Raw genomic sequence first — 26978 nt, 5'->3', positions numbered from 1 at the left:
CAAGTCATCATGGCCCTTACGGCCAGGGCTACACACGTGCTACAATGGTCGGTACAGAGGGTTGCCAAGCCGCGAGGTGGAGCTAATCCCATAAAACCGATCGTAGTCCGGATCGCAGTCTGCAACTCGACTGCGTGAAGTCGGAATCGCTAGTAATCGTGAATCAGAATGTCACGGTGAATACGTTCCCGGGCCTTGTACACACCGCCCGTCACACCATGGGAGTGGGTTGCTCCAGAAGTAGCTAGTCTAACCGCAAGGGGGACGGTTACCACGGAGTGATTCATGACTGGGGTGAAGTCGTAACAAGGTAGCCGTAGGGGAACCTGCGGCTGGATCACCTCCTTAATCGAAGATCTCAGCTTCTTCATAAGCTCCCACACGAATTGCTTGATTCACTGGTTAGACGATTGGGTCTGTAGCTCAGTTGGTTAGAGCGCACCCCTGATAAGGGTGAGGTCGGCAGTTCGAATCTGCCCAGACCCACCAATTGTTGTGGTGTGCTGCTGATCCGAATGGGGCCATAGCTCAGCTGGGAGAGCGCCTGCTTTGCACGCAGGAGGTCAGGAGTTCGATCCTCCTTGGCTCCACCATTAATCGTCGAAAGCTCAGACATGAATGTTCAGGTTGAACGAACATTGATGTCTGGTCTTTGTGCCAGAACTGTTCTTTAAAAATTTGGGTATGTGATAGAAGTAGACTGAATAATCTCTTTCACTGGTGATTATTCAAGTCAAGGTAAAATTTGCGAGTTCAAGCGCGAATTTTCGGCGAATGTCGTCTTCACGTTCGAGACAATAACCAGATTGCTTGGGGTTATATGGTCAAGTGAAGAAGCGCATACGGTGGATGCCTTGGCAGTCAGAGGCGATGAAAGACGTGGTAGCCTGCGATAAGCTTCGGGGAGTCGGCAAACAGACTTTGATCCGGAGATCTCTGAATGGGGAAACCCACCCGGGATAACCTGGGTATCTTGCACTGAATACATAGGTGTAAGAGGCGAACCAGGGGAACTGAAACATCTAAGTACCCTGAGGAAAAGAAATCAACCGAGATTCCCTTAGTAGTGGCGAGCGAACGGGGATTAGCCCTTAAGCTTCTTTGAATCTAACAGAACGCTCTGGAAAGTGCGGCCATAGTGGGTGATAGCCCCGTATGTGAAAGGTTCTTTGAAGTGAAATCGAGTAGGACGGAGCACGAGAAACTTTGTCTGAATATGGGGGGACCATCCTCCAAGGCTAAATACTACTGACTGACCGATAGTGAACCAGTACCGTGAGGGAAAGGCGAAAAGAACCCCGGAGAGGGGAGTGAAATAGAACCTGAAACCGTATGCGTACAAGCAGTGGGAGCCTACTTTGTTAGGTGACTGCGTACCTTTTGTATAATGGGTCAGCGACTTATATTCAGTGGCGAGCTTAACCGTATAGGGAAGGCGTAGCGAAAGCGAGTCTTAATAGGGCGTTTTAGTCGCTGGGTATAGACCCGAAACCGGGCGATCTATCCATGAGCAGGTTGAAGGTTAGGTAACACTGACTGGAGGACCGAACCCACTCCCGTTGAAAAGGTAGGGGATGACTTGTGGATCGGAGTGAAAGGCTAATCAAGCTCGGAGATAGCTGGTTCTCCTCGAAAGCTATTTAGGTAGCGCCTCACGTATCACTCCAGGGGGTAGAGCACTGTTTCGGCTAGGGGGTCATCCCGACTTACCAAACCGATGCAAACTCCGAATACCTGGAAGTGTCAGCGTGGGAGACACACGGCGGGTGCTAACGTCCGTCGTGAAAAGGGAAACAACCCAGACCGTCAGCTAAGGTCCCAAAGTTATGGTTAAGTGGTAAACGATGTGGGAAGGCTTAGACAGCTAGGAGGTTGGCTTAGAAGCAGCCACCCTTTAAAGAAAGCGTAATAGCTCACTAGTCGAGTCGGCCTGCGCGGAAGATGTAACGGGGCTCAAACCATACACCGAAGCTACGGGTGCATCGCAAGATGCGCGGTAGAGGAGCGTTCTGTAAGCCTGTGAAGGTGAGTTGAGAAGCTTGCTGGAGGTATCAGAAGTGCGAATGCTGACATGAGTAACGACAATGGGAGTGAAAAACTCCCACGCCGAAAGACCAAGGGTTCCTGCGCAACGTTAATCGACGCAGGGTTAGTCGGTCCCTAAGGCGAGGCTGAAGAGCGTAGTCGATGGGAAACAGGTTAATATTCCTGTACTTCTAGTTACTGCGATGGAGGGACGGAGAAGGCTAGGCCAGCTTGGCGTTGGTTGTCCAAGTTTAAGGTGGTAGGCAGAGATCTTAGGTAAATCCGGGGTCTTAATGCCGAGAGCTGATGACGAGTCATCTTTTAGATGATGAAGTGGTTGATGCCATGCTTCCAGGAAAAGCTTCTAAGCTTCAGGTAACTAGGAACCGTACCCCAAACCGACACAGGTGGTTGGGTAGAGAATACCAAGGCGCTTGAGAGAACTCGGGTGAAGGAACTAGGCAAAATGGCACCGTAACTTCGGGAGAAGGTGCGCCGGCGAGGGTGAAGTATTTACTACGTAAGCCCATGCCGGTCGAAGATACCAGGCCGCTGCGACTGTTTATTAAAAACACAGCACTCTGCAAACACGAAAGTGGACGTATAGGGTGTGACGCCTGCCCGGTGCCGGAAGGTTAATTGATGGGGTTAGCGAAAGCGAAGCTCTTGATCGAAGCCCCGGTAAACGGCGGCCGTAACTATAACGGTCCTAAGGTAGCGAAATTCCTTGTCGGGTAAGTTCCGACCTGCACGAATGGCGTAACGATGGCGGCGCTGTCTCCACCCGAGACTCAGTGAAATTGAAATCGCTGTGAAGATGCAGTGTATCCGCGGCTAGACGGAAAGACCCCGTGAACCTTTACTGTAGCTTTGCACTGGACTTTGAGCCTGCTTGTGTAGGATAGGTGGGAGGCTTTGAAGCGTGGACGCCAGTCTGCGTGGAGCCATCCTTGAAATACCACCCTGGCATGCTTGAGGTTCTAACTCTGGTCCGTTATCCGGATCGAGGACAGTGTATGGTGGGCAGTTTGACTGGGGCGGTCTCCTCCTAAAGAGTAACGGAGGAGTACGAAGGTGCGCTCAGACCGGTCGGAAATCGGTCGTAGAGTATAAAGGCAAAAGCGCGCTTGACTGCGAGACAGACACGTCGAGCAGGTACGAAAGTAGGTCTTAGTGATCCGGTGGTTCTGTATGGAAGGGCCATCGCTCAACGGATAAAAGGTACTCCGGGGATAACAGGCTGATACCGCCCAAGAGTTCATATCGACGGCGGTGTTTGGCACCTCGATGTCGGCTCATCACATCCTGGGGCTGAAGCCGGTCCCAAGGGTATGGCTGTTCGCCATTTAAAGTGGTACGCGAGCTGGGTTTAGAACGTCGTGAGACAGTTCGGTCCCTATCTGCCGTGGACGTTTGAGATTTGAGAGGGGCTGCTCCTAGTACGAGAGGACCGGAGTGGACGAACCTCTGGTGTTCCGGTTGTCACGCCAGTGGCATTGCCGGGTAGCTATGTTCGGAATAGATAACCGCTGAAAGCATCTAAGCGGGAAACTAGCCTCAAGATGAGATCTCACTGGGAACTTGATTCCCCTAAAGGGCCGTCGAAGACTACGACGTTGATAGGTCGGGTGTGTAAGCGCTGTGAGGCGTTGAGCTAACCGATACTAATTGCCCGTGAGGCTTGACCATATAACACCCAAACAATTTGTGTGTTGTACGGTGAAGACGTAACGAACCGAAAGTTCGTGTGAACCGCAAATACCTGTCACATACCCGAATCTGGATGAGCGTGTGCATCTGCCACGAGCATCCATAAAGAATTGCTTGACGACCATAGAGCGTTGGAACCACCTGATCCCATCCCGAACTCAGTAGTGAAACGACGCATCGCCGATGGTAGTGTGGAGTTTCTCCATGTGAGAGTAGGTCATCGTCAAGCTCCTATCCCAAAGCCCCGGTCAGCTTCGCTGTCCGGGGCTTTGCCTATTAGTGTAAGCACATGATTTGTGCTTGCCGCTGACGAGGGTTGCGACTCTCCGAAACCAAGCGATTGAGTAGAAAAGAAATTTTCGAAAAATAAAGCTTGACGAAAGATGAGGTTAGCGTAGAATTCGCGCCTCGGTTGAGACGAAAGCCTTAACCAACTGCTCTTTAACAAGTTGAATCAAGCAATTCGTGTGGGTGCTTGTGATGTAAGACTGATGATCGACTGATTATCAGCAACGCAAGTAACACTCGTGAATTCGAGAGTTTTAGCTCTTTAAATAGAGCATGCGATTGCTGAGCCAAGTTTAGGGTTTTCTCAAAACCCAAGCAGTATTGAACTGAAGAGTTTGATCATGGCTCAGATTGAACGCTGGCGGCAGGCCTAACACATGCAAGTCGAGCGGATGATGGGAGCTTGCTCCCGGATTCAGCGGCGGACGGGTGAGTAATGCCTAGGAATCTGCCTGGTAGTGGGGGACAACGTTTCGAAAGGAACGCTAATACCGCATACGTCCTACGGGAGAAAGCAGGGGACCTTCGGGCCTTGCGCTATCAGATGAGCCTAGGTCGGATTAGCTAGTTGGTGGGGTAAAGGCCTACCAAGGCGACGATCCGTAACTGGTCTGAGAGGATGATCAGTCACACTGGAACTGAGACACGGTCCAGACTCCTACGGGAGGCAGCAGTGGGGAATATTGGACAATGGGCGAAAGCCTGATCCAGCCATGCCGCGTGTGTGAAGAAGGTCTTCGGATTGTAAAGCACTTTAAGTTGGGAGGAAGGGCAGTAAGTTAATACCTTGCTGTTTTGACGTTACCAACAGAATAAGCACCGGCTAACTTCGTGCCAGCAGCCGCGGTAATACGAAGGGTGCAAGCGTTAATCGGAATTACTGGGCGTAAAGCGCGCGTAGGTGGTTTGGTAAGATGGATGTGAAATCCCCGGGCTCAACCTGGGAACTGCATCCATAACTGCCTGACTAGAGTACGGTAGAGGGTGGTGGAATTTCCTGTGTAGCGGTGAAATGCGTAGATATAGGAAGGAACACCAGTGGCGAAGGCGACCACCTGGACTGATACTGACACTGAGGTGCGAAAGCGTGGGGAGCAAACAGGATTAGATACCCTGGTAGTCCACGCCGTAAACGATGTCGACTAGCCGTTGGGATCCTTGAGATCTTAGTGGCGCAGCTAACGCGATAAGTCGACCGCCTGGGGAGTACGGCCGCAAGGTTAAAACTCAAATGAATTGACGGGGGCCCGCACAAGCGGTGGAGCATGTGGTTTAATTCGAAGCAACGCGAAGAACCTTACCTGGCCTTGACATGTCCGGAACCTTGCAGAGATGCGAGGGTGCCTTCGGGAATCGGAACACAGGTGCTGCATGGCTGTCGTCAGCTCGTGTCGTGAGATGTTGGGTTAAGTCCCGTAACGAGCGCAACCCTTGTCCTTAGTTACCAGCACGTTATGGTGGGCACTCTAAGGAGACTGCCGGTGACAAACCGGAGGAAGGTGGGGATGACGTCAAGTCATCATGGCCCTTACGGCCAGGGCTACACACGTGCTACAATGGTCGGTACAGAGGGTTGCCAAGCCGCGAGGTGGAGCTAATCCCATAAAACCGATCGTAGTCCGGATCGCAGTCTGCAACTCGACTGCGTGAAGTCGGAATCGCTAGTAATCGTGAATCAGAATGTCACGGTGAATACGTTCCCGGGCCTTGTACACACCGCCCGTCACACCATGGGAGTGGGTTGCTCCAGAAGTAGCTAGTCTAACCGCAAGGGGGACGGTTACCACGGAGTGATTCATGACTGGGGTGAAGTCGTAACAAGGTAGCCGTAGGGGAACCTGCGGCTGGATCACCTCCTTAATCGAAGATCTCAGCTTCTTCATAAGCTCCCACACGAATTGCTTGATTCACTGGTTAGACGATTGGGTCTGTAGCTCAGTTGGTTAGAGCGCACCCCTGATAAGGGTGAGGTCGGCAGTTCGAATCTGCCCAGACCCACCAATTGTTGTGGTGTGCTGCTGATCCGAATGGGGCCATAGCTCAGCTGGGAGAGCGCCTGCTTTGCACGCAGGAGGTCAGGAGTTCGATCCTCCTTGGCTCCACCATTAATCGTCGAAAGCTCAGACATGAATGTTCAGGTTGAACGAACATTGATGTCTGGTCTTTGTGCCAGAACTGTTCTTTAAAAATTTGGGTATGTGATAGAAGTAGACTGAATAATCTCTTTCACTGGTGATTATTCAAGTCAAGGTAAAATTTGCGAGTTCAAGCGCGAATTTTCGGCGAATGTCGTCTTCACGTTCGAGACAATAACCAGATTGCTTGGGGTTATATGGTCAAGTGAAGAAGCGCATACGGTGGATGCCTTGGCAGTCAGAGGCGATGAAAGACGTGGTAGCCTGCGATAAGCTTCGGGGAGTCGGCAAACAGACTTTGATCCGGAGATCTCTGAATGGGGAAACCCACCCGGGATAACCTGGGTATCTTGCACTGAATACATAGGTGTAAGAGGCGAACCAGGGGAACTGAAACATCTAAGTACCCTGAGGAAAAGAAATCAACCGAGATTCCCTTAGTAGTGGCGAGCGAACGGGGATTAGCCCTTAAGCTTCTTTGAATCTAACAGAACGCTCTGGAAAGTGCGGCCATAGTGGGTGATAGCCCCGTATGTGAAAGGTTCTTTGAAGTGAAATCGAGTAGGACGGAGCACGAGAAACTTTGTCTGAATATGGGGGGACCATCCTCCAAGGCTAAATACTACTGACTGACCGATAGTGAACCAGTACCGTGAGGGAAAGGCGAAAAGAACCCCGGAGAGGGGAGTGAAATAGAACCTGAAACCGTATGCGTACAAGCAGTGGGAGCCTACTTTGTTAGGTGACTGCGTACCTTTTGTATAATGGGTCAGCGACTTATATTCAGTGGCGAGCTTAACCGTATAGGGAAGGCGTAGCGAAAGCGAGTCTTAATAGGGCGTTTTAGTCGCTGGGTATAGACCCGAAACCGGGCGATCTATCCATGAGCAGGTTGAAGGTTAGGTAACACTGACTGGAGGACCGAACCCACTCCCGTTGAAAAGGTAGGGGATGACTTGTGGATCGGAGTGAAAGGCTAATCAAGCTCGGAGATAGCTGGTTCTCCTCGAAAGCTATTTAGGTAGCGCCTCACGTATCACTCCAGGGGGTAGAGCACTGTTTCGGCTAGGGGGTCATCCCGACTTACCAAACCGATGCAAACTCCGAATACCTGGAAGTGTCAGCGTGGGAGACACACGGCGGGTGCTAACGTCCGTCGTGAAAAGGGAAACAACCCAGACCGTCAGCTAAGGTCCCAAAGTTATGGTTAAGTGGTAAACGATGTGGGAAGGCTTAGACAGCTAGGAGGTTGGCTTAGAAGCAGCCACCCTTTAAAGAAAGCGTAATAGCTCACTAGTCGAGTCGGCCTGCGCGGAAGATGTAACGGGGCTCAAACCATACACCGAAGCTACGGGTGCATCGCAAGATGCGCGGTAGAGGAGCGTTCTGTAAGCCTGTGAAGGTGAGTTGAGAAGCTTGCTGGAGGTATCAGAAGTGCGAATGCTGACATGAGTAACGACAATGGGAGTGAAAAACTCCCACGCCGAAAGACCAAGGGTTCCTGCGCAACGTTAATCGACGCAGGGTTAGTCGGTCCCTAAGGCGAGGCTGAAGAGCGTAGTCGATGGGAAACAGGTTAATATTCCTGTACTTCTAGTTACTGCGATGGAGGGACGGAGAAGGCTAGGCCAGCTTGGCGTTGGTTGTCCAAGTTTAAGGTGGTAGGCAGAGATCTTAGGTAAATCCGGGGTCTTAATGCCGAGAGCTGATGACGAGTCATCTTTTAGATGATGAAGTGGTTGATGCCATGCTTCCAGGAAAAGCTTCTAAGCTTCAGGTAACTAGGAACCGTACCCCAAACCGACACAGGTGGTTGGGTAGAGAATACCAAGGCGCTTGAGAGAACTCGGGTGAAGGAACTAGGCAAAATGGCACCGTAACTTCGGGAGAAGGTGCGCCGGCGAGGGTGAAGTATTTACTACGTAAGCCCATGCCGGTCGAAGATACCAGGCCGCTGCGACTGTTTATTAAAAACACAGCACTCTGCAAACACGAAAGTGGACGTATAGGGTGTGACGCCTGCCCGGTGCCGGAAGGTTAATTGATGGGGTTAGCGAAAGCGAAGCTCTTGATCGAAGCCCCGGTAAACGGCGGCCGTAACTATAACGGTCCTAAGGTAGCGAAATTCCTTGTCGGGTAAGTTCCGACCTGCACGAATGGCGTAACGATGGCGGCGCTGTCTCCACCCGAGACTCAGTGAAATTGAAATCGCTGTGAAGATGCAGTGTATCCGCGGCTAGACGGAAAGACCCCGTGAACCTTTACTGTAGCTTTGCACTGGACTTTGAGCCTGCTTGTGTAGGATAGGTGGGAGGCTTTGAAGCGTGGACGCCAGTCTGCGTGGAGCCATCCTTGAAATACCACCCTGGCATGCTTGAGGTTCTAACTCTGGTCCGTTATCCGGATCGAGGACAGTGTATGGTGGGCAGTTTGACTGGGGCGGTCTCCTCCTAAAGAGTAACGGAGGAGTACGAAGGTGCGCTCAGACCGGTCGGAAATCGGTCGTAGAGTATAAAGGCAAAAGCGCGCTTGACTGCGAGACAGACACGTCGAGCAGGTACGAAAGTAGGTCTTAGTGATCCGGTGGTTCTGTATGGAAGGGCCATCGCTCAACGGATAAAAGGTACTCCGGGGATAACAGGCTGATACCGCCCAAGAGTTCATATCGACGGCGGTGTTTGGCACCTCGATGTCGGCTCATCACATCCTGGGGCTGAAGCCGGTCCCAAGGGTATGGCTGTTCGCCATTTAAAGTGGTACGCGAGCTGGGTTTAGAACGTCGTGAGACAGTTCGGTCCCTATCTGCCGTGGACGTTTGAGATTTGAGAGGGGCTGCTCCTAGTACGAGAGGACCGGAGTGGACGAACCTCTGGTGTTCCGGTTGTCACGCCAGTGGCATTGCCGGGTAGCTATGTTCGGAATAGATAACCGCTGAAAGCATCTAAGCGGGAAACTAGCCTCAAGATGAGATCTCACTGGGAACTTGATTCCCCTAAAGGGCCGTCGAAGACTACGACGTTGATAGGTCGGGTGTGTAAGCGCTGTGAGGCGTTGAGCTAACCGATACTAATTGCCCGTGAGGCTTGACCATATAACACCCAAACAATTTGTGTGTTGTACGGTGAAGACGTAACGAACCGAAAGTTCGTGTGAACCGCAAATACCTGTCACATACCCGAATCTGGATGAGCGTGTGCATCTGCCACGAGCATCCATAAAGAATTGCTTGACGACCATAGAGCGTTGGAACCACCTGATCCCATCCCGAACTCAGTAGTGAAACGACGCATCGCCGATGGTAGTGTGGAGTTTCTCCATGTGAGAGTAGGTCATCGTCAAGCTCCTATCCCAAAACCCCTGGTCAGCTTCGCTGGCCGGGGGTTTTGCTTTTATGGCGCAAAAAAGGACGCCGCTGCAGGTCTGGCCAAGCGGTATTGCGGGCAGGTTTCTCGACGATATTTGAGGCAAGTTTCCGGCACCGGAGAGGCGGTCGCGTCGTCTACAATAGCGTCAAATTTTCCCTGAGTGCCTATATGGCCGATATTGAAGGACAAACCTTGCAGGATCTGCCTCTGGATGAGCTGATGGCTTGCCATGAGTGCGACCTGCTGATGCGCCGCGAGCCCGTTCCCCTGGGGCATCGATCCGTCTGTCCGCGTTGCGGATATGAGCTGGAAATCCATCGTCCCCATATGGTTCGCCGCGCCCTGGCGCTGGTGCTGACGGCGCTGTTTCTGTACATACCGGCGAATTTCCTGCCGATCATGCACATCACCATCCTGGGCCAGACGAGTATGGATACCGTCTGGAGCGGTGTTATTGGCTTGTACCACTCGAACATGGCCGGCGTCGCCATCCTGGTGTTCCTGTGCAGCATGGTGATCCCGCTGGCCAAGCTGCTCTGCCAGCTGTTCGTGCTGGTGACCATTCGCTTTAAGGTGCTGCGCGAGCACGGCATGCTGTTACTGCGCGGTTACCAGCACTTGCGCGAGTGGGGGATGCTGGAGGTGTACCTGATGGGCATCATCGTCGCTATCGTCAAACTGATCGATATGGCGGAGCTGCATGTCAGCATCGGTCTGGCCTGCTTTGTGGCCCTGCTGTTTACGCAGGTGTGGCTGGAGGTGACGATGTCCCACCATCAGGTCTGGGGCGAATTGGCCGGGGAGTTCGACGATGCGGGCCATTGATGCCGATATCCTGGTCTGTGGCGAATGCCATCAGCTCAATCGCCGGGACGAAGAGGACGAGACCCATTGCAGTCGTTGTGGCGCGGTGGTGCACGACCGCCGTCCGAACAGCATCACCCGTACCTGGGCATTGCTGATTACCGCCGCCGTGCTCTACATCCCGGCGAACCTGCTGCCGATCATGACGGTGAACTTCCTGGGCAACGGCATGCCTGCCACCATCATGGAAGGCGTGGTCGAGTTGATCAATGCGGACATGCTGCCGGTCGCGGCAGTGGTGTTCATCGCCAGCATTCTGGTGCCCACCTTCAAGCTCGTGGGCATTGCCCTGCTGCTCTATTCGGTGCAACGGCACCAGCCGATGTCGGCCAAGCAGCGCATCATCATGTACCGCTTCATCGAGTGGATCGGTCGTTGGTCGATGCTCGACATCTTCGTCATCGCGATCCTGGTGACGCTGGTGAACTTTGGCAACCTGGCCAGTATCGAGGCGAACCTTGGTGCGGCTGCTTTTGCCTGCGTGGTAGTCCTCACCATGCTGGCAGCTGTTACTTTCGATCCCCGGCTGATCTGGGATAACACGGACGCGGAAAACGACGATGAGTGATCTCCCCAAACCCAAGATGCGCAAGACCACCAACTGGTCGGCTATCTGGATCCTGCCGCTGATCGCGTTGGCCATTGGTGCCTGGCTGGCCTGGCGCGCCTATGACCAGGCGGGGATCGTGATCAACATCCAGTTCGAGAGCGGCGAGGGTATCCAGGCCAACAAGACCGAAGTGATCTTCAAGGGGATCGGCGTTGGCAAGGTGGTCGACCTGCACGTGAACAAGCCCACCCTGGGCGTAACGGCGAGCGTGGAGATGCGCAAGGAGGCCGCCGAGTACCTGAGCAAGGGCACGCGCTTCTGGCTGGTCAAACCGCGTGTTTCGATCGCTGGTGTTACCGGCCTGGAGACCCTGGTTTCAGGCAACTACATCGCCATCGATCCGGTGAAGGGCGAGCAGGAAAAGAACTTTGTCGCACTGAAGGAGCCGCCGCCACTGTCGGACTCGCTGCCGGGGCTGCACCTGACATTGAAAGCCGAGCGCCTGGGTTCGCTCGAGCAGGGCAGCCCGATCTATTACCGGCAGATCCAGGTTGGCCAGGTGAAGAGCTATCGTCTGGCGGAAGACCAGAAGACCATCGAAGTGAAGGTCCACATCGAGCCGGCCTACGCCAATCTGGTGCGCAAGCACACACGCTTCTGGAACGCCAGTGGCATCACCCTGTCCGGCAGTCTCAGTGGCCTGAAGCTGCGTACCGAATCATTGGCCAGTATTGCTGCTGGTGGTATCGCCTTCGCCACGCCGGAGAACTACCCGGATAGCCCGCCAACCGACCCGACCAAGCCCTTCCGTCTCTATGAAGACTTCGACGCCGCCCAGGCTGGCCTCAGCGTCAAGGTGAAGGTCAGTGACGTCAGCGGCCTGACCCCCGGCAGCACTCCGGTGATGTACAACGGTGTGCAGGTCGGCACGGTGAAGAGCATCGACATGGACAAGGACTTCAATGGCGCCACCGCCACGCTATCCATGGACCCGCGCACCGAGGATTTCCTCAACAGCAAGACCGAGTTCTGGATGGTCAAGCCGAGCATCTCGCTGGCGGGCATCACCGGGCTCGAAGCGCTGGTAAAGGGCAACTATCTGAGCGTGCGCTTTGCCAGTGGGGGCGAGCCAACCCGGGACTTCGTCATTCGTCCGAAAGCGCCACCCTTGAACCTCGACGCGCCAGGCCTGCACCTGGTGCTGACCACGGATCAGCTGGGTTCGCTGGAAGTCGGCACGCCGATCCTCTATCGCCAGATGAAGGTCGGCAGCGTGCAGAGCTACCAGCTTTCTCGTCGTGATCCGTCGCGTCTGGTCATCGGTGTTCACATCGAGCCGGAGTACGCCAAGCTGGTGAACACCTCGTCGCGCTTCTGGAATATCAGCGGCGTCACTATCAGCGGCGGCCTGGACGGCATCAAGCTGAAGAGCGAATCGCTGCAGACGCTGATCGCCGGCGGTATCGCCTTCGATACGCCTGACCCCAAGGCTGCCCCGATCACCAAGGTGCGCCGCTTCGCGCTGTTCGACAGTGAGGACGATGCGCACCTCAAGGGCCAGATGATCGAGTTGCGCGCCGACACCGCGGATGGGCTGAAGGAGGGCACGGCCCTGCGCTACAAGGGCCTAGAAGTGGGCCGCGTCGAGCAGGTCGAGCTGAGCAAGGACCTGCAGACCGTACAACTGAAGGCTCGTCTTACCCGTGGCGCAGATCGCATCGCACGCCAGGGCACGCGCTTCTGGGTGGTAGGCCCGCAGGTAGGGCTCTCCGGAGTGTCCAACCTGAGCACCATCGTTAGCGGCCAGTACATCGAAGTATTGCCGGCGCCCAAGACTGGCCAGGCACAGACCAGCTTCAGCCTGCTGGGCAGCGAGCCCAACCGACTGCTGGACGCCGACGGCCTGCGCCTGACCCTGAGTGCCTCCCGCCGCGGTTCGCTCAAGGCGGGTGTACCGGTGACCTACCGTGAAGTGCAGGTCGGCAAGGTGACGTCCTTCGAACTGGGTGAGACGGCCGACCGTGTGTTGATCCATATCCTCATCGAGCCGCGTTATGCAGGGTTGGTGCGCACGGGCAGCCGCTTCTGGAACACCAGTGGTGTGGGTGTGGACGCCGGCCTGTTCAAAGGGGTGAAGGTGCGGACGGAATCGATGGAGACCATCCTTTCCGGCGGCGTTGCCTTTGCGACCCCGAACAACGACGAGATGGGGTCGGCGGCCAGGTCGGGGCAGACCTTCGCGCTGTTCGACGAGTACGACGAGAAGTGGCTGGACTGGGCGCCGAAGATCCCACTGGGCAAAGCGAACTGAGTTTCAGCTGTACAGGAAAAGGGCCGCATTAGCGGCCTTTTTCATTCCACGGGCTCGGTGGATGCGCGAGCAACGTCTGCAGGGTGGCCTGGAGCGCAGCAATACCCATCAGCGTCGCCGCTCGAGGCTGCATGGGCATCGCAAGCTCCACCCATCCTACGAAATGGGCTTCGGTGTCATGCGGTTTGTGAGCATGCTCGCTCCTACAAGAGCAGGGCCACGCAGAGTCGGAAAGGAAAAAGCCCCGCATGGCGGGGCTTTTTAGTTAACGCTGCGAGAGCATCACGCCGGCTCGGCGCTCGCTTCCACATCGTTGTGCGCTGCTTTCTCGGTATCCCGGCGACGGATGTACTTCCAGTCCGCCTCGTCGATGTAGATACCGTTGGGGCCGCTGCCGCCTTCCAGGTCGATGGCCACCTGGGCCGAGACCTGCGGCTTCACGCTCGCCAGGATCGGCACGAAGCCCAGCTGCAGGCTGGTCTCCAGCAACGCCGATTGGTTGCGTTCGTCGATGTCCGCCGCTTCGTCGAGGTAGTAGGGCAGACGTACGCGGCCGGCCTGCTCGCGGTCCATCAGGTGCAGCAACAGGTACATGTTGGTCAGCGCCTTGATGGTCATGGTGGTGCCGTTGGAGGCCGCACCGTCGATGTCGGTGTGCATGATCGGCTGGCCGCCCATCTTGGTGATCTCGAACGCCAGCTCGAACAGGTCCTTCAGGCCCAGCTGATTGTTGTTCGCCGCCACCAGGCGTGACAGGTAGTCCTTGGCTTCCTCGTTCTTCGCATCCTGCTCGGCGCTCTGGGTCAGGTCGAAGACCGAGAGGTTCTCGCCTTCTTCGTACTGGCCAGCGCTATGGATGATCTGGTCGATGTGCTTGAGCGCGTCCTTGTTCGGCGCCAGCACGATACGGAAGCTCTGCAGGTTCGACACCTGGCGCTTGTTGATCTCGCGGTTGAACAACGCCAGCTGGTGTTCCAGGTTGTCGTAGTCGCTGCGGATGTTGCGCAGGGTACGGGCGATGTCGGTGACTGCCGCGCGGCGCGCCTTGGCCAGGGTCATGGCTTCGTCGGTGCGGTGCGCGTAGGCGTTGATCAGCAGTTGCAGGCGGCGCTCCGGATCATCTTCGCTGTCGAACTTGGCCACGCCCTTGAGGCGTACCTGGGCGTACAGCGCTTCGATCTGGCCGTCCACGCGCTGCAACGATTGCCAGGTGTCCTGGTAGTCGTTGAGCAGCGGCAGCAGGTTGTCCATGGAGTCGTCGACCGGGTCCATGAACGGGATGCCGAAGGGCAGGTTGGCCGGCAGCAGCTGGCGGCGGCGCAGGGCGTCGTCGAGGGTGCGCTGCTTGGCTTCCATGTCGGCCAGTTGGCGGCCGATCAGCTGCAGTTTGGCGGAGAGCTGCTGGACGCGCTCGGTGAAGGCGTCGGCGGAGCGCTTGAGTTCGTCCTGGGTCGCTTCCAGCTGGGCGAGGTGCTCCAGCTTGCCCGGCTCCTCGGCGCTGAGGGTCTGGCTGCGGCGGAAGTCTTCCAGTGCCTTCTGCGCGTCGAGCACGTCCTGGTACAGCTTGTCCGCCTGCGCTTTGCTGGCGTTGCGGTCGGCCGCCACGGCCTGCTGGGTCTTGAGCTGCTTGAGCTCCTTCTCCAGGCGCTCCTTCTGATCGCGCAGGGCGGCGCGGTCAGCCAGGGCCTGCAGGGCTGGCGGCTCGATGCTGGAGATATCGATGGAGAGGCCGGGGACTTCGAAGCGCTCGCCCTTGAAAGCATCGAGGATCTTCTCGACGCTGCCAACCCACTGGCCGGCTTCGTCAAGGTCCACACCCTTTTCACCCAGCGGCAGGCTGAACAGCGCGCCGTTGAACAGACGCATCAGGCGCTCGACGTCCTGCTGGGAGAACTCCTCGCGCAGGCGGGCGTAGCTGTTGTTGTCGGCGTGTTCGAGCTGCTGGCGAACGCCCTTCAGGCGCTTCTCCAGGTCGCGCATGCGCTCTTCCAGGTCTTCGCTGGAGAACTGCCGGGAGTGCGCCAGGGCGCCGGCCAGTTCGTCGTGGGCGTCCTTGGCGGCGAGCAGCTGCTGTTCCAGCACCTTGACGTCGTCGACCAGTGCGAAGCGGTTCTTCAGCACGGCCAGTTCGCCCATCCAGCGCTGGATTTCGCTGATTTCGCGCTCCAGGCGCATCAGTTCGGCGGTGCTGCCGCGCTGCTCGTTCTGCAGGCCGTCCTGCTCGCGCTTGTAGTGCTCGGCCTGGATGACCAGCTCTTCCTTGCGCGCGCCGGAATAGTCTTCCCAGGTGCCGAGCAGGTTATCCAGCAGCGGCGAGAGGCGGTGCATCTTGCCGCGCAGCAGTTCGCGCTGTTGCACGCCGTTGGCCAGCGCCTCGACCAGCGGGCCGGCGGCGACCAGGGCCTGGTAGTCGCCTTCCATGCGGCGCACGTCGCGGAAGGCTTCCTCGCAGGCGGCGATGTAATCGACGCTGCCCGAACGCAGGCTGTGCTCGAAGGCATCAAGGAACAGCTGCTTGAGCTTGGCCGCGGTGATCTCGCGCATGTGCAGCAGGTTGATGAACAGCGAGCGGAAGGTCTTCAGGCTCTGTTCGCTGGTGGAGCGCAACGGGATCAGGGTCAGGTCCAGCGGGATCGAGGTGTGGCCGCCCACCAGCAGGCGACGCAGCTCGTCAGGCTTGAGCTCGTAGGACTTGATGCCCTCGCGTTCGAGGTTGGCGTACAGCTCGCGCAGGCGCAGGCAGGTGCCGTTCTTCTGGTAGTGCTCCAGGTCCAGCTCGCCCTGGTAGGCGAAGAACTGGTGGCCGAAGCCGCCGCCCGGGCCGCGGCCGCCGACGCCGATCACATGGCGGCCGTTGGGCAGGTCCAGCTCGACGAGGATGTAGCTGGTGTCGGTGGCGAAGTAGAACTTGCGCGAGGCTTCCAGGCTGTACTTGCCGAAGCTCATGTCGGACATGCGCGCGAGGATCGGGAACTGCAGCGCGTTGATCGACGCCGACTTGCCGAGGTTGTTCGCGCCGTACACCGACAGCGGCTGTTCCAGCGGGAAGATGCCGAGGCTGTAGCCGGCGGTGTTGAGCAGGGCGAAGCGGCGGATGCCGTAGCGTTCCTGGGTCATGCCTGGGCCTCCTGTTCTTCGGCGATGGCGCGGGCGAGGGCGTCTTCTTCGCTCTCTTCTTCGGCGCTTTCGGTCTTGGCGGAATCAGCAACGGTGGCGGGTTCGTCGATCACCACGATGGCGTCTTCGCTGTCGGCAGCGGGTTCCTCTGCGTAGGACTCGAGGATCACTACCGGCTCGTCGTCCTCTTCCATCAGCATCGGCGCGGTGAACTGCATTTCGCTGGCGTGCAGGTTGGCAGCCAGGTCGCGGTCCTGCTGGACCGACAGGCAGACATCGAGGAAGCGGTGGATCGGCGGCAGGAAGCGGTAGACGCCGTTGTCTTCGGCGGCGAAGCCGAGCTGGGTGAGGCGGCGCATGACCTTCTCTTCCAGTTCTTCCTGGGTGGTGACCTCGGCCTGCAGGAACAGGTCGCGGTACTTCTCCAGCAGCGGCGGCAGCTCGTCGCGGCCGATGCTGCCGCCATCGAGGACGGCCAGCGGGTCGCGGCCCTGGTCGGCGAGGTGCTCGACGAGGATGAAGGTGAACAGCGCCAGGCGCTGGGCGGTCTTGTTCACCTGGGCGCCGATCTGCTCGGGGACGAAGTAGTAGAAGCCACGGGTATCGCAGACCAGCTCGTAGCCCAGGCTGCGGAACAGCGCGCGGTAGGCGTCCTGCTGGTTGGACAGCTGGCTGTACAGCTCCGGGTCGCGGCGGCTGATGTGGAAGCCCTTGAACAGCTCGCGGAAGATCGGCGCGAGCTGGGTCATTTCGGTGAGATTAATCTGCATGCGATTCGCTCTTGCTGTCCTTGCCAGCGGTCGGGCCGGCGATCAGGGCGAAGGAGCACAGGCTGACGCTGTGCTGGAGAGTGTCGTATTGCGCTCGCTCGAGGCGGTCGCGCTGGAAGCGGGCGTCGCGCGACAGGCGCGAGAACCAGTAGAGCAGCTCGTCGGTGGCGCCTTCGGGCTCCTGCTCCAGCAGCCACTGCATGAGGTCCGGCAGCGGCAGCGCGGCCTGGCAGCGGTCGAGCATTTCCCTGGCAGTGCGCGGCGAGCGCTGCGTGCCATCGCTCTTGCGATTGCCGCTGGCCTTGGGGAAGTGCGCCGGCTTTGGCTGGAAGCTGGCGAGGGCGAAGACGTAGCTTTCGACCTGGGACGCGGTGCCCAGGAAGTTGCTTTGCGGCCGGGTGAACATCGGCAGGGCGGCCTGCGGCACGGCGTCAATGCCCTTGCGACGGATGACCGACAGCGCCAAGGCGGCGCCGCGGGTGATCGCGTTGTGCCGACGGGCTTCCTCGCGCAGCGGCAGCAGTAGCTCGCGGGCGCGGCGCAGGGTGAGCTGGGCGGTGGTCTGCATTTCCAGGATGCGCGCATGGGTGCGCAGCAACTGGTCGTCATCCACCAGCTGGCCGAGGCGAGCCTGTTCGCTGAGCAGGCGCAGCAGCACCTGCTCCACGCGGTGCACGCCCTGTTCGAAGGCGCCATCGGCGGAGACCAGCTGGATCATCGGTTCGACGTATTCGTCCCAGGTCGCCAGGACTTCCGCATAGCGCTGGCGCAGCGGAATCTGCCGGTCCTGGGTCTTGGCCCGTTCGGCCACGGCAACCAGCGCCTGTTCGTCGTTGGCGAGCTTCTTCAGCACGTCGCGCACGCGCATGTCGAGCAGGCGCAGCTGGCGGGCCAGGTCGTTGCCGTCGCGTGCCTCGAAGGCTTCGCGAATATAGCCGGCCAGACGCTCGAGGTGGCGTAGGTAGGCTTCGATCTCCAGGCACAGGCCCAGGCGGTGCTCCTGGCGCAGGTAGGCGAGGAAGTCGTGGATCTGCGCGTTCAGCTCGAAGCGGTTGGGGCTCTTGGCCACCGGGACGAGGATGTCCAGGCGGACCCACTGGTCGAGCAGGGCGGTGATGTCCACCGGGGTGCTGTCGGGCAGCTGGCTGGTGAGCTGGATGCGCAGCTCCACCAGGCTCAGGGTGCCGGCGTCGAAGCGCTCGCACAGCGGTTCGAGCAGCACCCAGTGTTCGGCGAGGGCGCGTAGTACGCGTCGTGGGTCGATCATCGGCTTGGTTGGGCCCGGAATGAACAAAGGGAGCGATTGTACTGCAAAGGCCTACCCCTGGCCGACAGGGTGACGAAACGCGTCAGTTTGCGACTGCACGAGCAGTGTCCGTGTGACGCATCTCACGGAAAATCGGGCCTAAATGGCTGAATTTTCTGGCAAGTTTTTTGCCAAAGTCTGTATCAGAGACCTAGATATCAGAGTCTGATTTACGCCGATGACCTACGACGCCGCACTCGCCAAAGCCCGTTGGGCCGAACTGGAACGCCAGAACGACCTCGACTGGGACCTGGATGCGATCACTGATCGCAACGAAGCCATCGCCTTCCTGCAGCGCTTCGAGAATCGCTTGTGCATCTACTCGTCGTACGTCGAGAAGCTCTACAGCAACTACAGCTTCGTGATTCCGGAGAACCAGGAAGGCGGCATCACCATCCTCCCGGACGAGCAGGCCTGGTTCGACACCTTCCATGACATCCCCGGCGACGCGGTAGAGCCCACCGGCATCCACATCCTGCCCGGCGAGACCATGGGCTACAGCGGCCTGTACTTGAAGATTCCCGGCGAGCACCGGCTGGTGGCCTCGCGGGAGTTGCCCTTCCAGGATGGCCTGAAGCTGCTCATCAACCGTTACCGCATGCGTGGAGACATCTTCCTGCCGGTATTGGTGAAGGGTGACCTGCGCGAGTACGAGGCACGCATGCCCTCGCTGCACCTGCACCGCCTGAACACCGCCAAGCTGCAGGCGCATTCGCGGTTGAACCTCGACGCCATCAAGGGCGCGATTGCCGAGCATCTGATTGGCCTGTTCCGCCACCAGTAAGCCTGTGGCTGTCACCCGGGTGTGACGATGGGTAACAACCCGGTCCGGACTTTCCTTTGCTCGTCTATCGTTCGAAGCGATTTACTCGACTATGGGTCGGCCCGCCGTGGCGGGTGAATTCCTATAGTGGCATCACGGCGCCGAGTCTCGACCTGTTTCCTGACCCGATACGCCCGACGAATAACAACAGGTGCCCCGCACGACGGGGCCCCGGGAAAGGAGAGTGCCATGCGTCAGTCCTCCGGTCCGCTCATGCGTGCCCTTGCCTTGCTCTGTGGCGGCCTGCTGGCCTTTTCCGCCCAGGCGCGCATGCAGTCGATGGACGATGAAGAGCTGTCCGCCATCTCCGGCCAGGGCGCGATGCTCACCGTCGACGCCTCCACCTACCAGAACTACCAGTACACCCGGCTCAACTTCGGTGCCGACATCAGTCTGTTGACCAACATCGATCAGTTGAGCCTGGGCAACTACAGCCGCACCGGCTCGACCACCGTTTCCGGCCAGCCGGCGGATATCCTGATCAACAACTTCGCCCTCGGCCGGGTGGATAACGCCAATACCGCCGACGCGAAGGTGGTGCCGTTCCAGATCCAGGACCCCTACGTCGAGTTTGCCTTCCAGACCAATAACGGCGTGCGCCAGCTGGTGGGGGCGCGGGTTGGTTTCGGCAAGGCGCAGGGCGATCTCTCCGGCGACATCCTGTCGATCACCGGCAACCTGCAGGGCCAGATCTACGGCCCGGCCTCCATCGCCTACGACTACTACACACGCAATGGCTGCCCGAACATCATCAACTGCCTGGCGCTGGCCGTGGCCGGCGATACCCCGGTGTACGCCGACGTGGTGCTGCTCAAGGCCGGTACCGGTGAGGCCACCATCAACGGCCAGCCGATCAACCGCGCCGAGCAGATCGGTATCGCCAAGGGAGACTCGCTGCACTCGGACGCCGGCGGCCTGATCGCTTCGTTGATCCCGACCCTGTCGACCACGAGCAACTGCCAGGCGCTGGGCCTGACGACCTGCTTCGACCTGACCAACTACAAGACGATCTATATCGGCAAGCCGGGCTCTACCGATATCAATACCGGCGCCCAGGGCATTTTCTTCTCCCTGCAGAACCAGAACGTGCCCTGGCAGGACCTCGCCAACGCCGGCAACTTCGTCAACACCCAGTCCGGCGCCTTCGCCAACTTCCCTAAGGTGGGCAGCGGCGCGGACGCGGTGTATCCCATCCTGATCAACCTCTACGACGCCCTGCGCGGCCTGCCCCGGCAGTCCACCTGCATGGGCTCGCAAGCGGCGGGCTGCTGACATGGGCTGGCGCGCAGCGGCATTGGCCTGCCTCGCCGGTTGCCTGGTCAGCCTGCCGGCGCTGGGCATGAAGGCCCTGGATGATGATCAACTGGAAGAAGTCAGCGGCGCCGGCCTGGGCTTCTTCATCGATGGCTTCAGCTACGACCAGGCCGCTGCCACGTCGAAGATCACCGGGGTGAAGAACAGTGCCAATCAGGATGTGCAGGTGGATATCACCGGCGCCTATATAAAAGGCGCCGGTAGTCAGCGCGGCACGCTCGATACCAAGGCCTACCTCGGCACGCCCATGCACCCGTTTACCCTCGGCCCGGTGAAGTACAAGGCAGGGCTGAACATCCCGGCCAACCAGGAGGCGCTGCAATTGATGACGCCGACCTGGACCGACCCGATCAACGACACCCACAAGTTCGGCCTGTGGTCCTACTACCAGGGCTGCCTGTATGGCGACGCCGGTTGCACCAACCCGGCCCAGGCGACCAACAAGATCAACGCCGAACTGAGCGCCCTGAAGACCCAGCGCGACACGCTGCTGACCACCTATTCGAACAACATGGTGACGCTCAAGAGCGGTATCGACGCCGACATGGTGGTGGTCAACCAGCGCGAGGCGCAGGTGAATACGGCGCAAGTGACGCAGAAGACCAACTACAACAGCATGAACACCCGCTACAACGCCGCTCCCACGCAGGTCTGCGGACTGTGGTGCGTGGACCGCCCGGCGCTGGGGACCAAGTACGATTGCGGCATCCTCGCCGCCTGTAACAACAACACCGCGGTGAAGAACTACAACGCCTCGGTGGATACCTACAACACCAGCACCAGCGACCTCACCACCGCGCAGCAGAACCTCAGCGCCGCCTGGAACGTCAGCCGCAACGGCGTCACCCTGAGCCAGCGCGCCAGCGACTACGACAAGTTCGTTCAGCTCTGCGGTGCCCAAGGTGGCAGCGCCACTACCTGCGTCAGCGGCACCATTACCCGCACCGAGAAGAACGTCTCCACGGTGCAATTGGTTGCGGGTGCCATGCAGAGCTCATCCGGCACCCGCATCCAGGGCCTGGATATCGGCATTGCCACCAAGTTCACCCTGCCCAGCACGGCTTACAACAGCAACGGCAGCGCTGGCGCTACCACCACCCGCACCGACTTCTTCTCCATCGCCCTGGAGAACTTCACCCTCAACGGCTCCTACCTCAACCTGTGGGGCGATGCGGCTGGCCTGAAGGCCTCCATGAGCCTGCAAATGTACGCCGACAAGCTGATCATCGCTGGCTGCGAGAACTGCGCGGACACCAACAAGGTGGTGGCCAAGAACGTCTACTTCGACCTCAACCTGGGCGACGCCAACTACCAGCCGGCGACGCTCTCGGTAGCCAGCAACGGCGACCTGATGCTCAGCGCGCCGGGCGTCACCTGGGCCAACCACGAGGCCTTCTACCAGAACGTGCAGAAGAGCAATATCAGCATCGGCAACCTGAACATCAGCGGCACCGATGTCGGTTCCCAGGCCATTCGCGGCCTGCGTATCGACTACCTGAACGTCCGTACCGTGAACCTGCCGCGCTAGCGCATGAGGAGACTCGCCGTGAAAACCGCACGCCTTTCGAGCCGACTCCTGGCCCCCTTGTTGGTGCTGGCTGCCGTGGCCGCCCACGGCGAGATGCGCGGCCTGGACGACAGCGAAATGGCCGATGTCAGCGGCCAGGATGGTGTCAGCCTGAGCGTCAACTTCAATCTCGCCGCCAACCCCGGCGATACCCGCTGCACCGGCGGCTGCGGCGCGCGCCTGGCGATTCAGCCGCTCAACAGCACCGGCTACATCGTGCTGGACAACATCAAGGGCACCTTCAGTTTCGACGGCATGTCCATCGACATGGTGACCATCAACAACGGCTTCAATGGCGACGGCGCGCTGTTCAACCGCCAGGCCATGAAGATCGGCCTGACCAACGCCAGCGCCACCAACCTGCAATTCACCCTGGGCGGCGCCAACCAGGGCAAGGTGTCCGGCAGCGGCCTGCAGCAGACCAACCTGCTCACCTACCAGGCTACCGGCGCAGTCAAGCTCACCGGCAACGTCTACGTCTTCGGTACTCCGTAAGCGATTCGCACAAGCGCTCCGCCCGCCGGCCTTTCCCCCCGGCGCGTTTCACGCGACAATCCCGCCTCGTCGTGTCGGCCTGCCCGTGCAGGTACCACCCACAGGTAAACGCCCCTTGATCGAAGAAGCCCGTCGCCGCGCCTACCTTGGCGCCATGCAGGTCGCCAGTTGGCTGCCGCGCGTGGTGCTGCCGTTCGCCGCCCCGTCGCGCCCGGAACTGCTGGAAACGCCTGCGCCCATCGTCGCCGAGCCCACGGTTGCTGCACCCGCCGTCGCGGCACGTGAGGCTGTCGCTTCGGTCGCTGCACCGTCGGTTGCGCCGGTCACCGCCGGAGAGCCCGGCTCGATTGCCGCGCGCCTGCTGCCCAAGGTCGCTGCTCCGACCAAGCCCTCGCCGATCAAGGCTGAAGAGCCGGCCGAGGCAGACGCCGAACCGGCCGTCCGCGCACCGGTTGCACCGCCGCCGCGCTTTGCCCTGCAGCTGCTGCGTGCTGGCGAATGCGTCCTGCTCGTCGAGCTGCCCACCGGTGAACCACTGGCCAGTCGTGATCCGGCGTATCTGCTGTTGAAGGACCTGCTGCGCGCCGCCGGCCTGCCGGACAGCCCGCAACTGATGGGTGAGCCCGTCCGCTGGCCGCTGTTCTCCCGTGGCAACATGGACCAGGGCCCGCAAGCCGCCCGCGAGTTCGTCCAGGGCTTTGTCGCTGCACGGCTGGAGGAGGGGGCCCCATGTTCCTGCCTGTGGCTGGTTGGCATGCCTGCCGTGCGCTTCGCCGGCGAGGGCGATGAAGAATCCCTGCTGCGCGAGCTGCAGGTCGAAGGCCTGGGCGTTGCCTGGGCGCTGCCGGGCCTTGAGCGCCTGGCCGAAGAACCTACCTTGAAAGCCGACCTCTGGCGCGCCATGCGCCGTGTGCGGCAACGCTGGATGAGTCAGAACCCTGCATGAGCGACGCCGTTTCCTTCCGCCCGATGACCGAGGCGGACCTCGATGCCGTACTCAAGATCGAATACGCCGCCTTCAGCCACCCCTGGACACGCGGCACCTTCGCCGACGGCCTGAAGAGCTACGAATGCTGGGTGATGTTCGAAGGCAGCCAGCAGGTCGGCCACGGCGTGATCCAGCTGATCCTCGATGAAGCGCACCTGCTCAACATCACGGTGAAGCCGGAAAGCCAGGGCCGCGGTCTTGGGCTGGCGCTGCTGGAACACCTGATGAAGCGCGCCCACGAAAAGGGTGGGGTGGAATGCTTCCTCGAAGTCCGCGCCTCCAACGGCCCGGCCTATCGCCTTTACGAGCGCTATGGCTTCAACGAAATCGGCCGCCGCCGCGACTACTACCCGGCTGTCGGCGGTCGTGAAGACGCGCTGGTGATGGCCTGCACGCTGGTCGACTGAGCACCCGCCAAGCGGGCATCTTCGCGCTGACCTGGACGTAGGATGGTGTGGAGCGCAGCGATACCCATCAATCGGTGCGCTTGCAGCATGGGTATCGCTGCGCTCCACCCATCCTAGGAAAGCTCCCGGGCCAGACCTGTACATGTGTAGGAGCGGGCGCATCGCCCGCTCCAGCAGGTCTACTCCGCATGTTCGACAAAGCGTAGGAATCCGCCGCCTCGATTCCCTCGCAATTCTTGAGAAATTTCCTGCGGATCGGGTTTTTCCGAGGGTGATTCCTGGCTTACCCTTAAGACCAATAACAACAAGAACATAAGGTCGCAAACATGAATCGCAGCGATGTGATCGTGGTGGGCGCCGGTATTTCGGGGCTGACCGCGGCCTGGCGTCTGGCGCAAGCCGGGCGGCGGGTGAAAGTGATCGAGGCCAACAAGCGCGTCGGTGGGCGTACCCTCAACCATCGCTTTGCCAGCGGCGAAGTGGTCGAGGTGGGCGGCCAGTGGGTCGGTCCGACCCAGGAGCGCATCCTTTCCCTGCTGGCTGAACTCGGCCTGTCGACTTATCCGCAATGGAACCAGGGCGATAACCTCACGCTTTTCGGCGGCCGGCTCCGGCCGTATCGCGGCACCATTCCGAAGTTTCCTCCTCACGTACTGCTTGATGTCCTTCAGGCCCATGTTCGCCTGGACCGCATGGCGCGGGAGATCCCGCTGGGCGACCCCAGCCTGCATCCCAAGGCGCCGCAGTGGGACAGCCTCACCTTCGCAGAGTGGCTGCGGCGCAATGTGCGCACCGCCACCGGGCGCAAGGTGTTCGAGCTGATGTGCGGTGCCGTGTTTGCCGCCAGTCCTCATGACCTCTCGTTCCTGCATGTTCTCTTCTATATCCATGGCGGCACCAACCTCGATACCGTGCTCGGCGTCGAAGGTGGCGCCCAGCAGGAGCGCATTCTCGGCGGCTCCCAGCGGATCAGCGAAGCCCTCGCCGAGCGCCTGGGCGACGTCCATACCGGGGAGCCGGTGCGTGCCGTACGCCAGGACGGCAGTTGCGTCGAACTGGTGACTGATCGCGGCACACACCAGGCCAGCCACGTCATCTTCGCCATCCCACCGACGCAACTGCTGCGCATCACCCAGGAGCCGCTGTTGCCCAGCTGGCGCGACCAGCTCTTGCAGCGCCTCCCCCAGGGGGCGGTGATCAAGTGCATGGCGCTTTACGACAAGCCGTTCTGGCGCGAGCGGAACCTCTCCGGGCAGGCCACCAGTGAAACCGGCCCGGTGCGCCTGACCTTCGACAACAGCGTCCCTGACTCCGGGCGCGGCGTGCTGCTGGGCTTCATCGAGGGCGACGAGGCGCGGCAATGGAACGCCCGGCCCGCCGGCGATCGCCGTGGTCAGGTGCTGGACTGCTTCGCCCGCTACTTCGGCGAGCAGGCGCTGCAGCCGCTGGATTACGTGGACAAATCGTGGGCCGAGGAACCCTTCGCCCGGGGCTGCTATGCCGCCCTGTTCCCGCCGGGACTGTGGAGCAGCGGTGCGGCGCGCCTACGCGAACCCTACGGGCGTTTGCACTTCGCCGGCACAGAAACGGCGACGCGCTGGATGGGCTATTTCGACGGGGCCGTGGAGGCCGGGGAGCGCGCGGCGCGGGAAGTGCTCGGCGCGCGGGAAGATCACGGGGAGGAAGATTATGTGCGACACCTTGGTATTGCGTAGCGGCGGGGCTACCTGGTTCGCCAAGAACAGCGACCGCGAACCCGCCGAAGCGCAACGCCTGATCCGCCTGCCCGTGGTCAGCGGCGACAGCGCGGCCAAGGTGCGCACCAGTTATCTGGAGATCCCTCAGACCGCCAATCGGCACGGCGTCATCCTCAGCCAGCCGGCCTGGTTGTGGGGCGCCGAGATGGGCGTCAACGACAGGGGGGTGGCCATCGGCAACGAAGCCGTGTTCACCAGGCTGACCCAGCGCGACGGCGAAGCCCTGCTCGGCATGGACCTGCTGCGCCTGGGCCTGGAGCGTGGAGGCAGCGCTCGCGAGGCGCTGGCAGTGATCACCGAACTGCTGGAGCGATACGGCCAGGGCGGTCCGGCGGGCTACCGCAACAAGCGCATGCGTTACGACAACAGTTACCTGATCGCCGACCGCGACGAAGCCTGGGTGCTGGAAACCGCCGGTCGCCTGTGGGCGGCGAAGAAGGTCGAGCGCTGGGCTATCTCCAACGCCCTGACCCTGGGCCATGAATACGACCTCGCCAGCCCCAACCTGGAAACCCAAGCGCGCCGCTTCGGCTGCTGGAATGGCCGTGGCGATTTCCACTTTGCCCGCGCCTTCGATGGCCGAGTCCTGCCCTGGGTCGCTGGCGCCCATCAGCGCCGCCAGCTCAACGAGGACTTCCTCGCCCACTGTCCGGCGCAGGTCGACTGGCTGGCGCTGGTGGTGGCCCTGCGCAGTCACGGCCATCGCGGGCACCGCTTCAACCTGCACGACAACCGGCAGATCTGCCTCCACGCCGGCAGCTTCTGGCGCCCCTCTCAGACCACCGCCAGCCTCATCGCCCGACTCGATGGCGAATCCCCGCGCCTCGCCGCGACCGCCACCTCTGCGCCCTGCCTGTCGATGTTCCAGCCGCTGGGCTTCGACGAGCGCGCCGGGGAAGGGCTGCTCAGCCGCGAGACCGATGCTGTGGAAGACTCACTCTGGTGGCGCTTCGAGACGGTGCACCAACGCGCCCTGGCCGACCCCGGCTTCGCCGACGCTTTGCGCGCCGGCCACGGCTGGCTGGAAACCGAGTTGCTCAGCGCCCTGGATCGGCGCACGCTGGATTGGCCGCGTCTTGCTGCCGAAGGCCAGGCCTGGCACGACGCCTGGCATCAGCTGGCGCTGCAGCACGCGCCGCGCCCGTCGCGCTGGTGGCGGTTGAATGCTGTGCGTTGATGCGGCTTG

The 26978-nt window shown here is 59.9% G+C and carries 14 protein-coding genes, 4 tRNA genes and 6 rRNA genes (1 of these 24 running past the window's edge); 21 read left to right on the top strand and 3 right to left on the bottom strand.

Going from position 1 to position 26978, the window contains the following annotated elements; translation table 11 throughout:
* The 13 genes from ACKI1H_RS31190 to ACKI1H_RS31130 form a co-directional block, all read left to right on the top strand.
* A 16S ribosomal RNA gene (locus ACKI1H_RS31190) occupies positions 1-348 on the top strand; it begins 1189 nt to the left of the window's first position.
* 64 nt (positions 349-412) lie between these two features.
* Positions 413-489 (top strand) — tRNA-Ile (locus ACKI1H_RS31185).
* Positions 490-517: 28 nt separating this feature from the next.
* Positions 518-593, top strand: a tRNA-Ala gene (locus tag ACKI1H_RS31180).
* Positions 594-822: 229 nt separating this feature from the next.
* Positions 823-3714 (top strand): 23S ribosomal RNA (locus ACKI1H_RS31175).
* A gap of 134 nt (positions 3715-3848) precedes the next feature.
* A 5S ribosomal RNA gene (gene rrf, locus ACKI1H_RS31170) occupies positions 3849-3964 on the top strand.
* A gap of 382 nt (positions 3965-4346) precedes the next feature.
* Positions 4347-5883, top strand: a 16S ribosomal RNA gene (locus tag ACKI1H_RS31165).
* Positions 5884-5947: 64 nt separating this feature from the next.
* Positions 5948-6024 (top strand) — tRNA-Ile (locus ACKI1H_RS31160).
* Between the two features lie 28 nt (positions 6025-6052).
* A tRNA-Ala gene (locus tag ACKI1H_RS31155) sits at positions 6053-6128 on the top strand.
* Between the two features lie 229 nt (positions 6129-6357).
* Positions 6358-9249, top strand: a 23S ribosomal RNA gene (locus ACKI1H_RS31150).
* A 134-nt stretch (positions 9250-9383) separates the two neighbouring features.
* Positions 9384-9499, top strand: a 5S ribosomal RNA gene (rrf, locus tag ACKI1H_RS31145).
* Together the 16S, 23S and 5S rRNA genes with 4 tRNA genes alongside form the textbook arrangement of a ribosomal RNA operon.
* 192 nt (positions 9500-9691) lie before the next feature.
* A complete protein-coding gene (locus ACKI1H_RS31140) occupies positions 9692-10348 on the top strand; it encodes a paraquat-inducible protein A (RefSeq protein ID WP_138526714.1) in 657 nt (218 codons plus the stop codon).
* Positions 10335-10955, top strand: coding sequence for a paraquat-inducible protein A (locus tag ACKI1H_RS31135; RefSeq protein WP_138526715.1), 621 nt, complete (start codon positions 10335-10337; stop codon positions 10953-10955). The genes ACKI1H_RS31140 and ACKI1H_RS31135 overlap by 14 nt, the downstream gene beginning before the upstream one ends.
* The gene (locus ACKI1H_RS31130; protein ID WP_440467323.1) at positions 10948-13248 is read left to right on the top strand and encodes an MlaD family protein; all 2301 of its coding nucleotides are present in this window, start codon (positions 10948-10950) and stop codon (positions 13246-13248) included. The genes ACKI1H_RS31135 and ACKI1H_RS31130 overlap by 8 nt, the downstream gene beginning before the upstream one ends.
* Positions 13249-13530: 282 nt before the next feature.
* Here the strand turns inward: ACKI1H_RS31130 and mksF are convergent, their stop codons facing one another.
* The 3 genes from mksF to mksB are packed head-to-tail and all read right to left on the bottom strand — an operon-like array spanning position 13531 to position 18402.
* Positions 13531-16365 carry an Mks condensin complex protein MksF gene (mksF, locus tag ACKI1H_RS31125; protein WP_440467322.1) on the bottom strand — a complete coding sequence of 945 codons (2835 nt, stop codon included), beginning with the start codon at positions 16363-16365 and terminating at the stop codon, positions 13531-13533.
* A complete protein-coding gene (gene mksE / locus ACKI1H_RS31120; RefSeq protein WP_138526718.1) occupies positions 16362-17135 on the bottom strand; it encodes an Mks condensin complex protein MksE in 774 nt (257 codons plus the stop codon). Before mksE ends, mksF begins: the two co-directional genes overlap by 4 nt.
* Complete coding sequence (gene mksB / locus ACKI1H_RS31115) at positions 17125-18402, bottom strand: Mks condensin complex protein MksB (protein WP_138526719.1); 1278 nt, start codon at positions 18400-18402, stop codon at positions 17125-17127. Before mksB ends, mksE begins: the two co-directional genes overlap by 11 nt.
* A gap of 217 nt (positions 18403-18619) precedes the next feature.
* Here mksB and ACKI1H_RS31110 point away from each other — a divergent pair, with 217 nt between their 5' ends.
* The 8 genes from ACKI1H_RS31110 (at position 18620) to ACKI1H_RS31075 (ending at position 26969) form a co-directional block, all read left to right on the top strand.
* Positions 18620-19225, top strand: coding sequence for a hypothetical protein (locus tag ACKI1H_RS31110; protein WP_440467321.1), 606 nt, complete (start codon positions 18620-18622; stop codon positions 19223-19225).
* 228 nt (positions 19226-19453) lie between these two features.
* Positions 19454-20536: a hypothetical protein gene (locus tag ACKI1H_RS31105; protein WP_045211242.1), complete on the top strand. Its 1083-nt coding sequence runs from the start codon at positions 19454-19456 to the stop codon at positions 20534-20536.
* 1 nt (position 20537) lies between these two features.
* Positions 20538-22106, top strand: a complete 1569-nt coding sequence (locus ACKI1H_RS31100) for a hypothetical protein (RefSeq protein WP_440467320.1) — start codon at positions 20538-20540, stop codon at positions 22104-22106.
* Between the two features lie 18 nt (positions 22107-22124).
* Positions 22125-22640 (top strand): DUF6160 family protein, encoded by a 516-nt coding sequence (locus tag ACKI1H_RS31095; RefSeq protein ID WP_138526722.1) that lies wholly within the window; start codon positions 22125-22127, stop codon positions 22638-22640.
* A gap of 115 nt (positions 22641-22755) precedes the next feature.
* A complete protein-coding gene (locus ACKI1H_RS31090; protein ID WP_440467319.1) occupies positions 22756-23586 on the top strand; it encodes an energy transducer TonB in 831 nt (276 codons plus the stop codon).
* Positions 23583-24035: a ribosomal protein S18-alanine N-acetyltransferase gene (gene rimI, locus ACKI1H_RS31085; RefSeq protein ID WP_081516411.1), complete on the top strand. Its 453-nt coding sequence runs from the start codon at positions 23583-23585 to the stop codon at positions 24033-24035. The genes ACKI1H_RS31090 and rimI overlap by 4 nt, the downstream gene beginning before the upstream one ends.
* A gap of 326 nt (positions 24036-24361) precedes the next feature.
* Positions 24362-25750: a flavin monoamine oxidase family protein gene (locus ACKI1H_RS31080; protein WP_440467318.1), complete on the top strand. Its 1389-nt coding sequence runs from the start codon at positions 24362-24364 to the stop codon at positions 25748-25750.
* On the top strand, positions 25725-26969 hold the full coding sequence (locus tag ACKI1H_RS31075) for a C69 family dipeptidase (protein ID WP_440467317.1): 1245 nt from the start codon (positions 25725-25727) through the stop codon (positions 26967-26969). Before ACKI1H_RS31080 ends, ACKI1H_RS31075 begins: the two co-directional genes overlap by 26 nt.
* Positions 26970-26978: the final 9 nt, after the last annotated feature.

Origin of the sequence: Pseudomonas sp. YH-1, assembly GCF_051990045.1 — a bacterium.
In the GTDB taxonomy this organism is placed as follows: domain Bacteria; phylum Pseudomonadota; class Gammaproteobacteria; order Pseudomonadales; family Pseudomonadaceae; genus Pseudomonas; species Pseudomonas nicosulfuronedens.
This window is presented reverse-complemented; position numbering and strand designations above follow the sequence as displayed.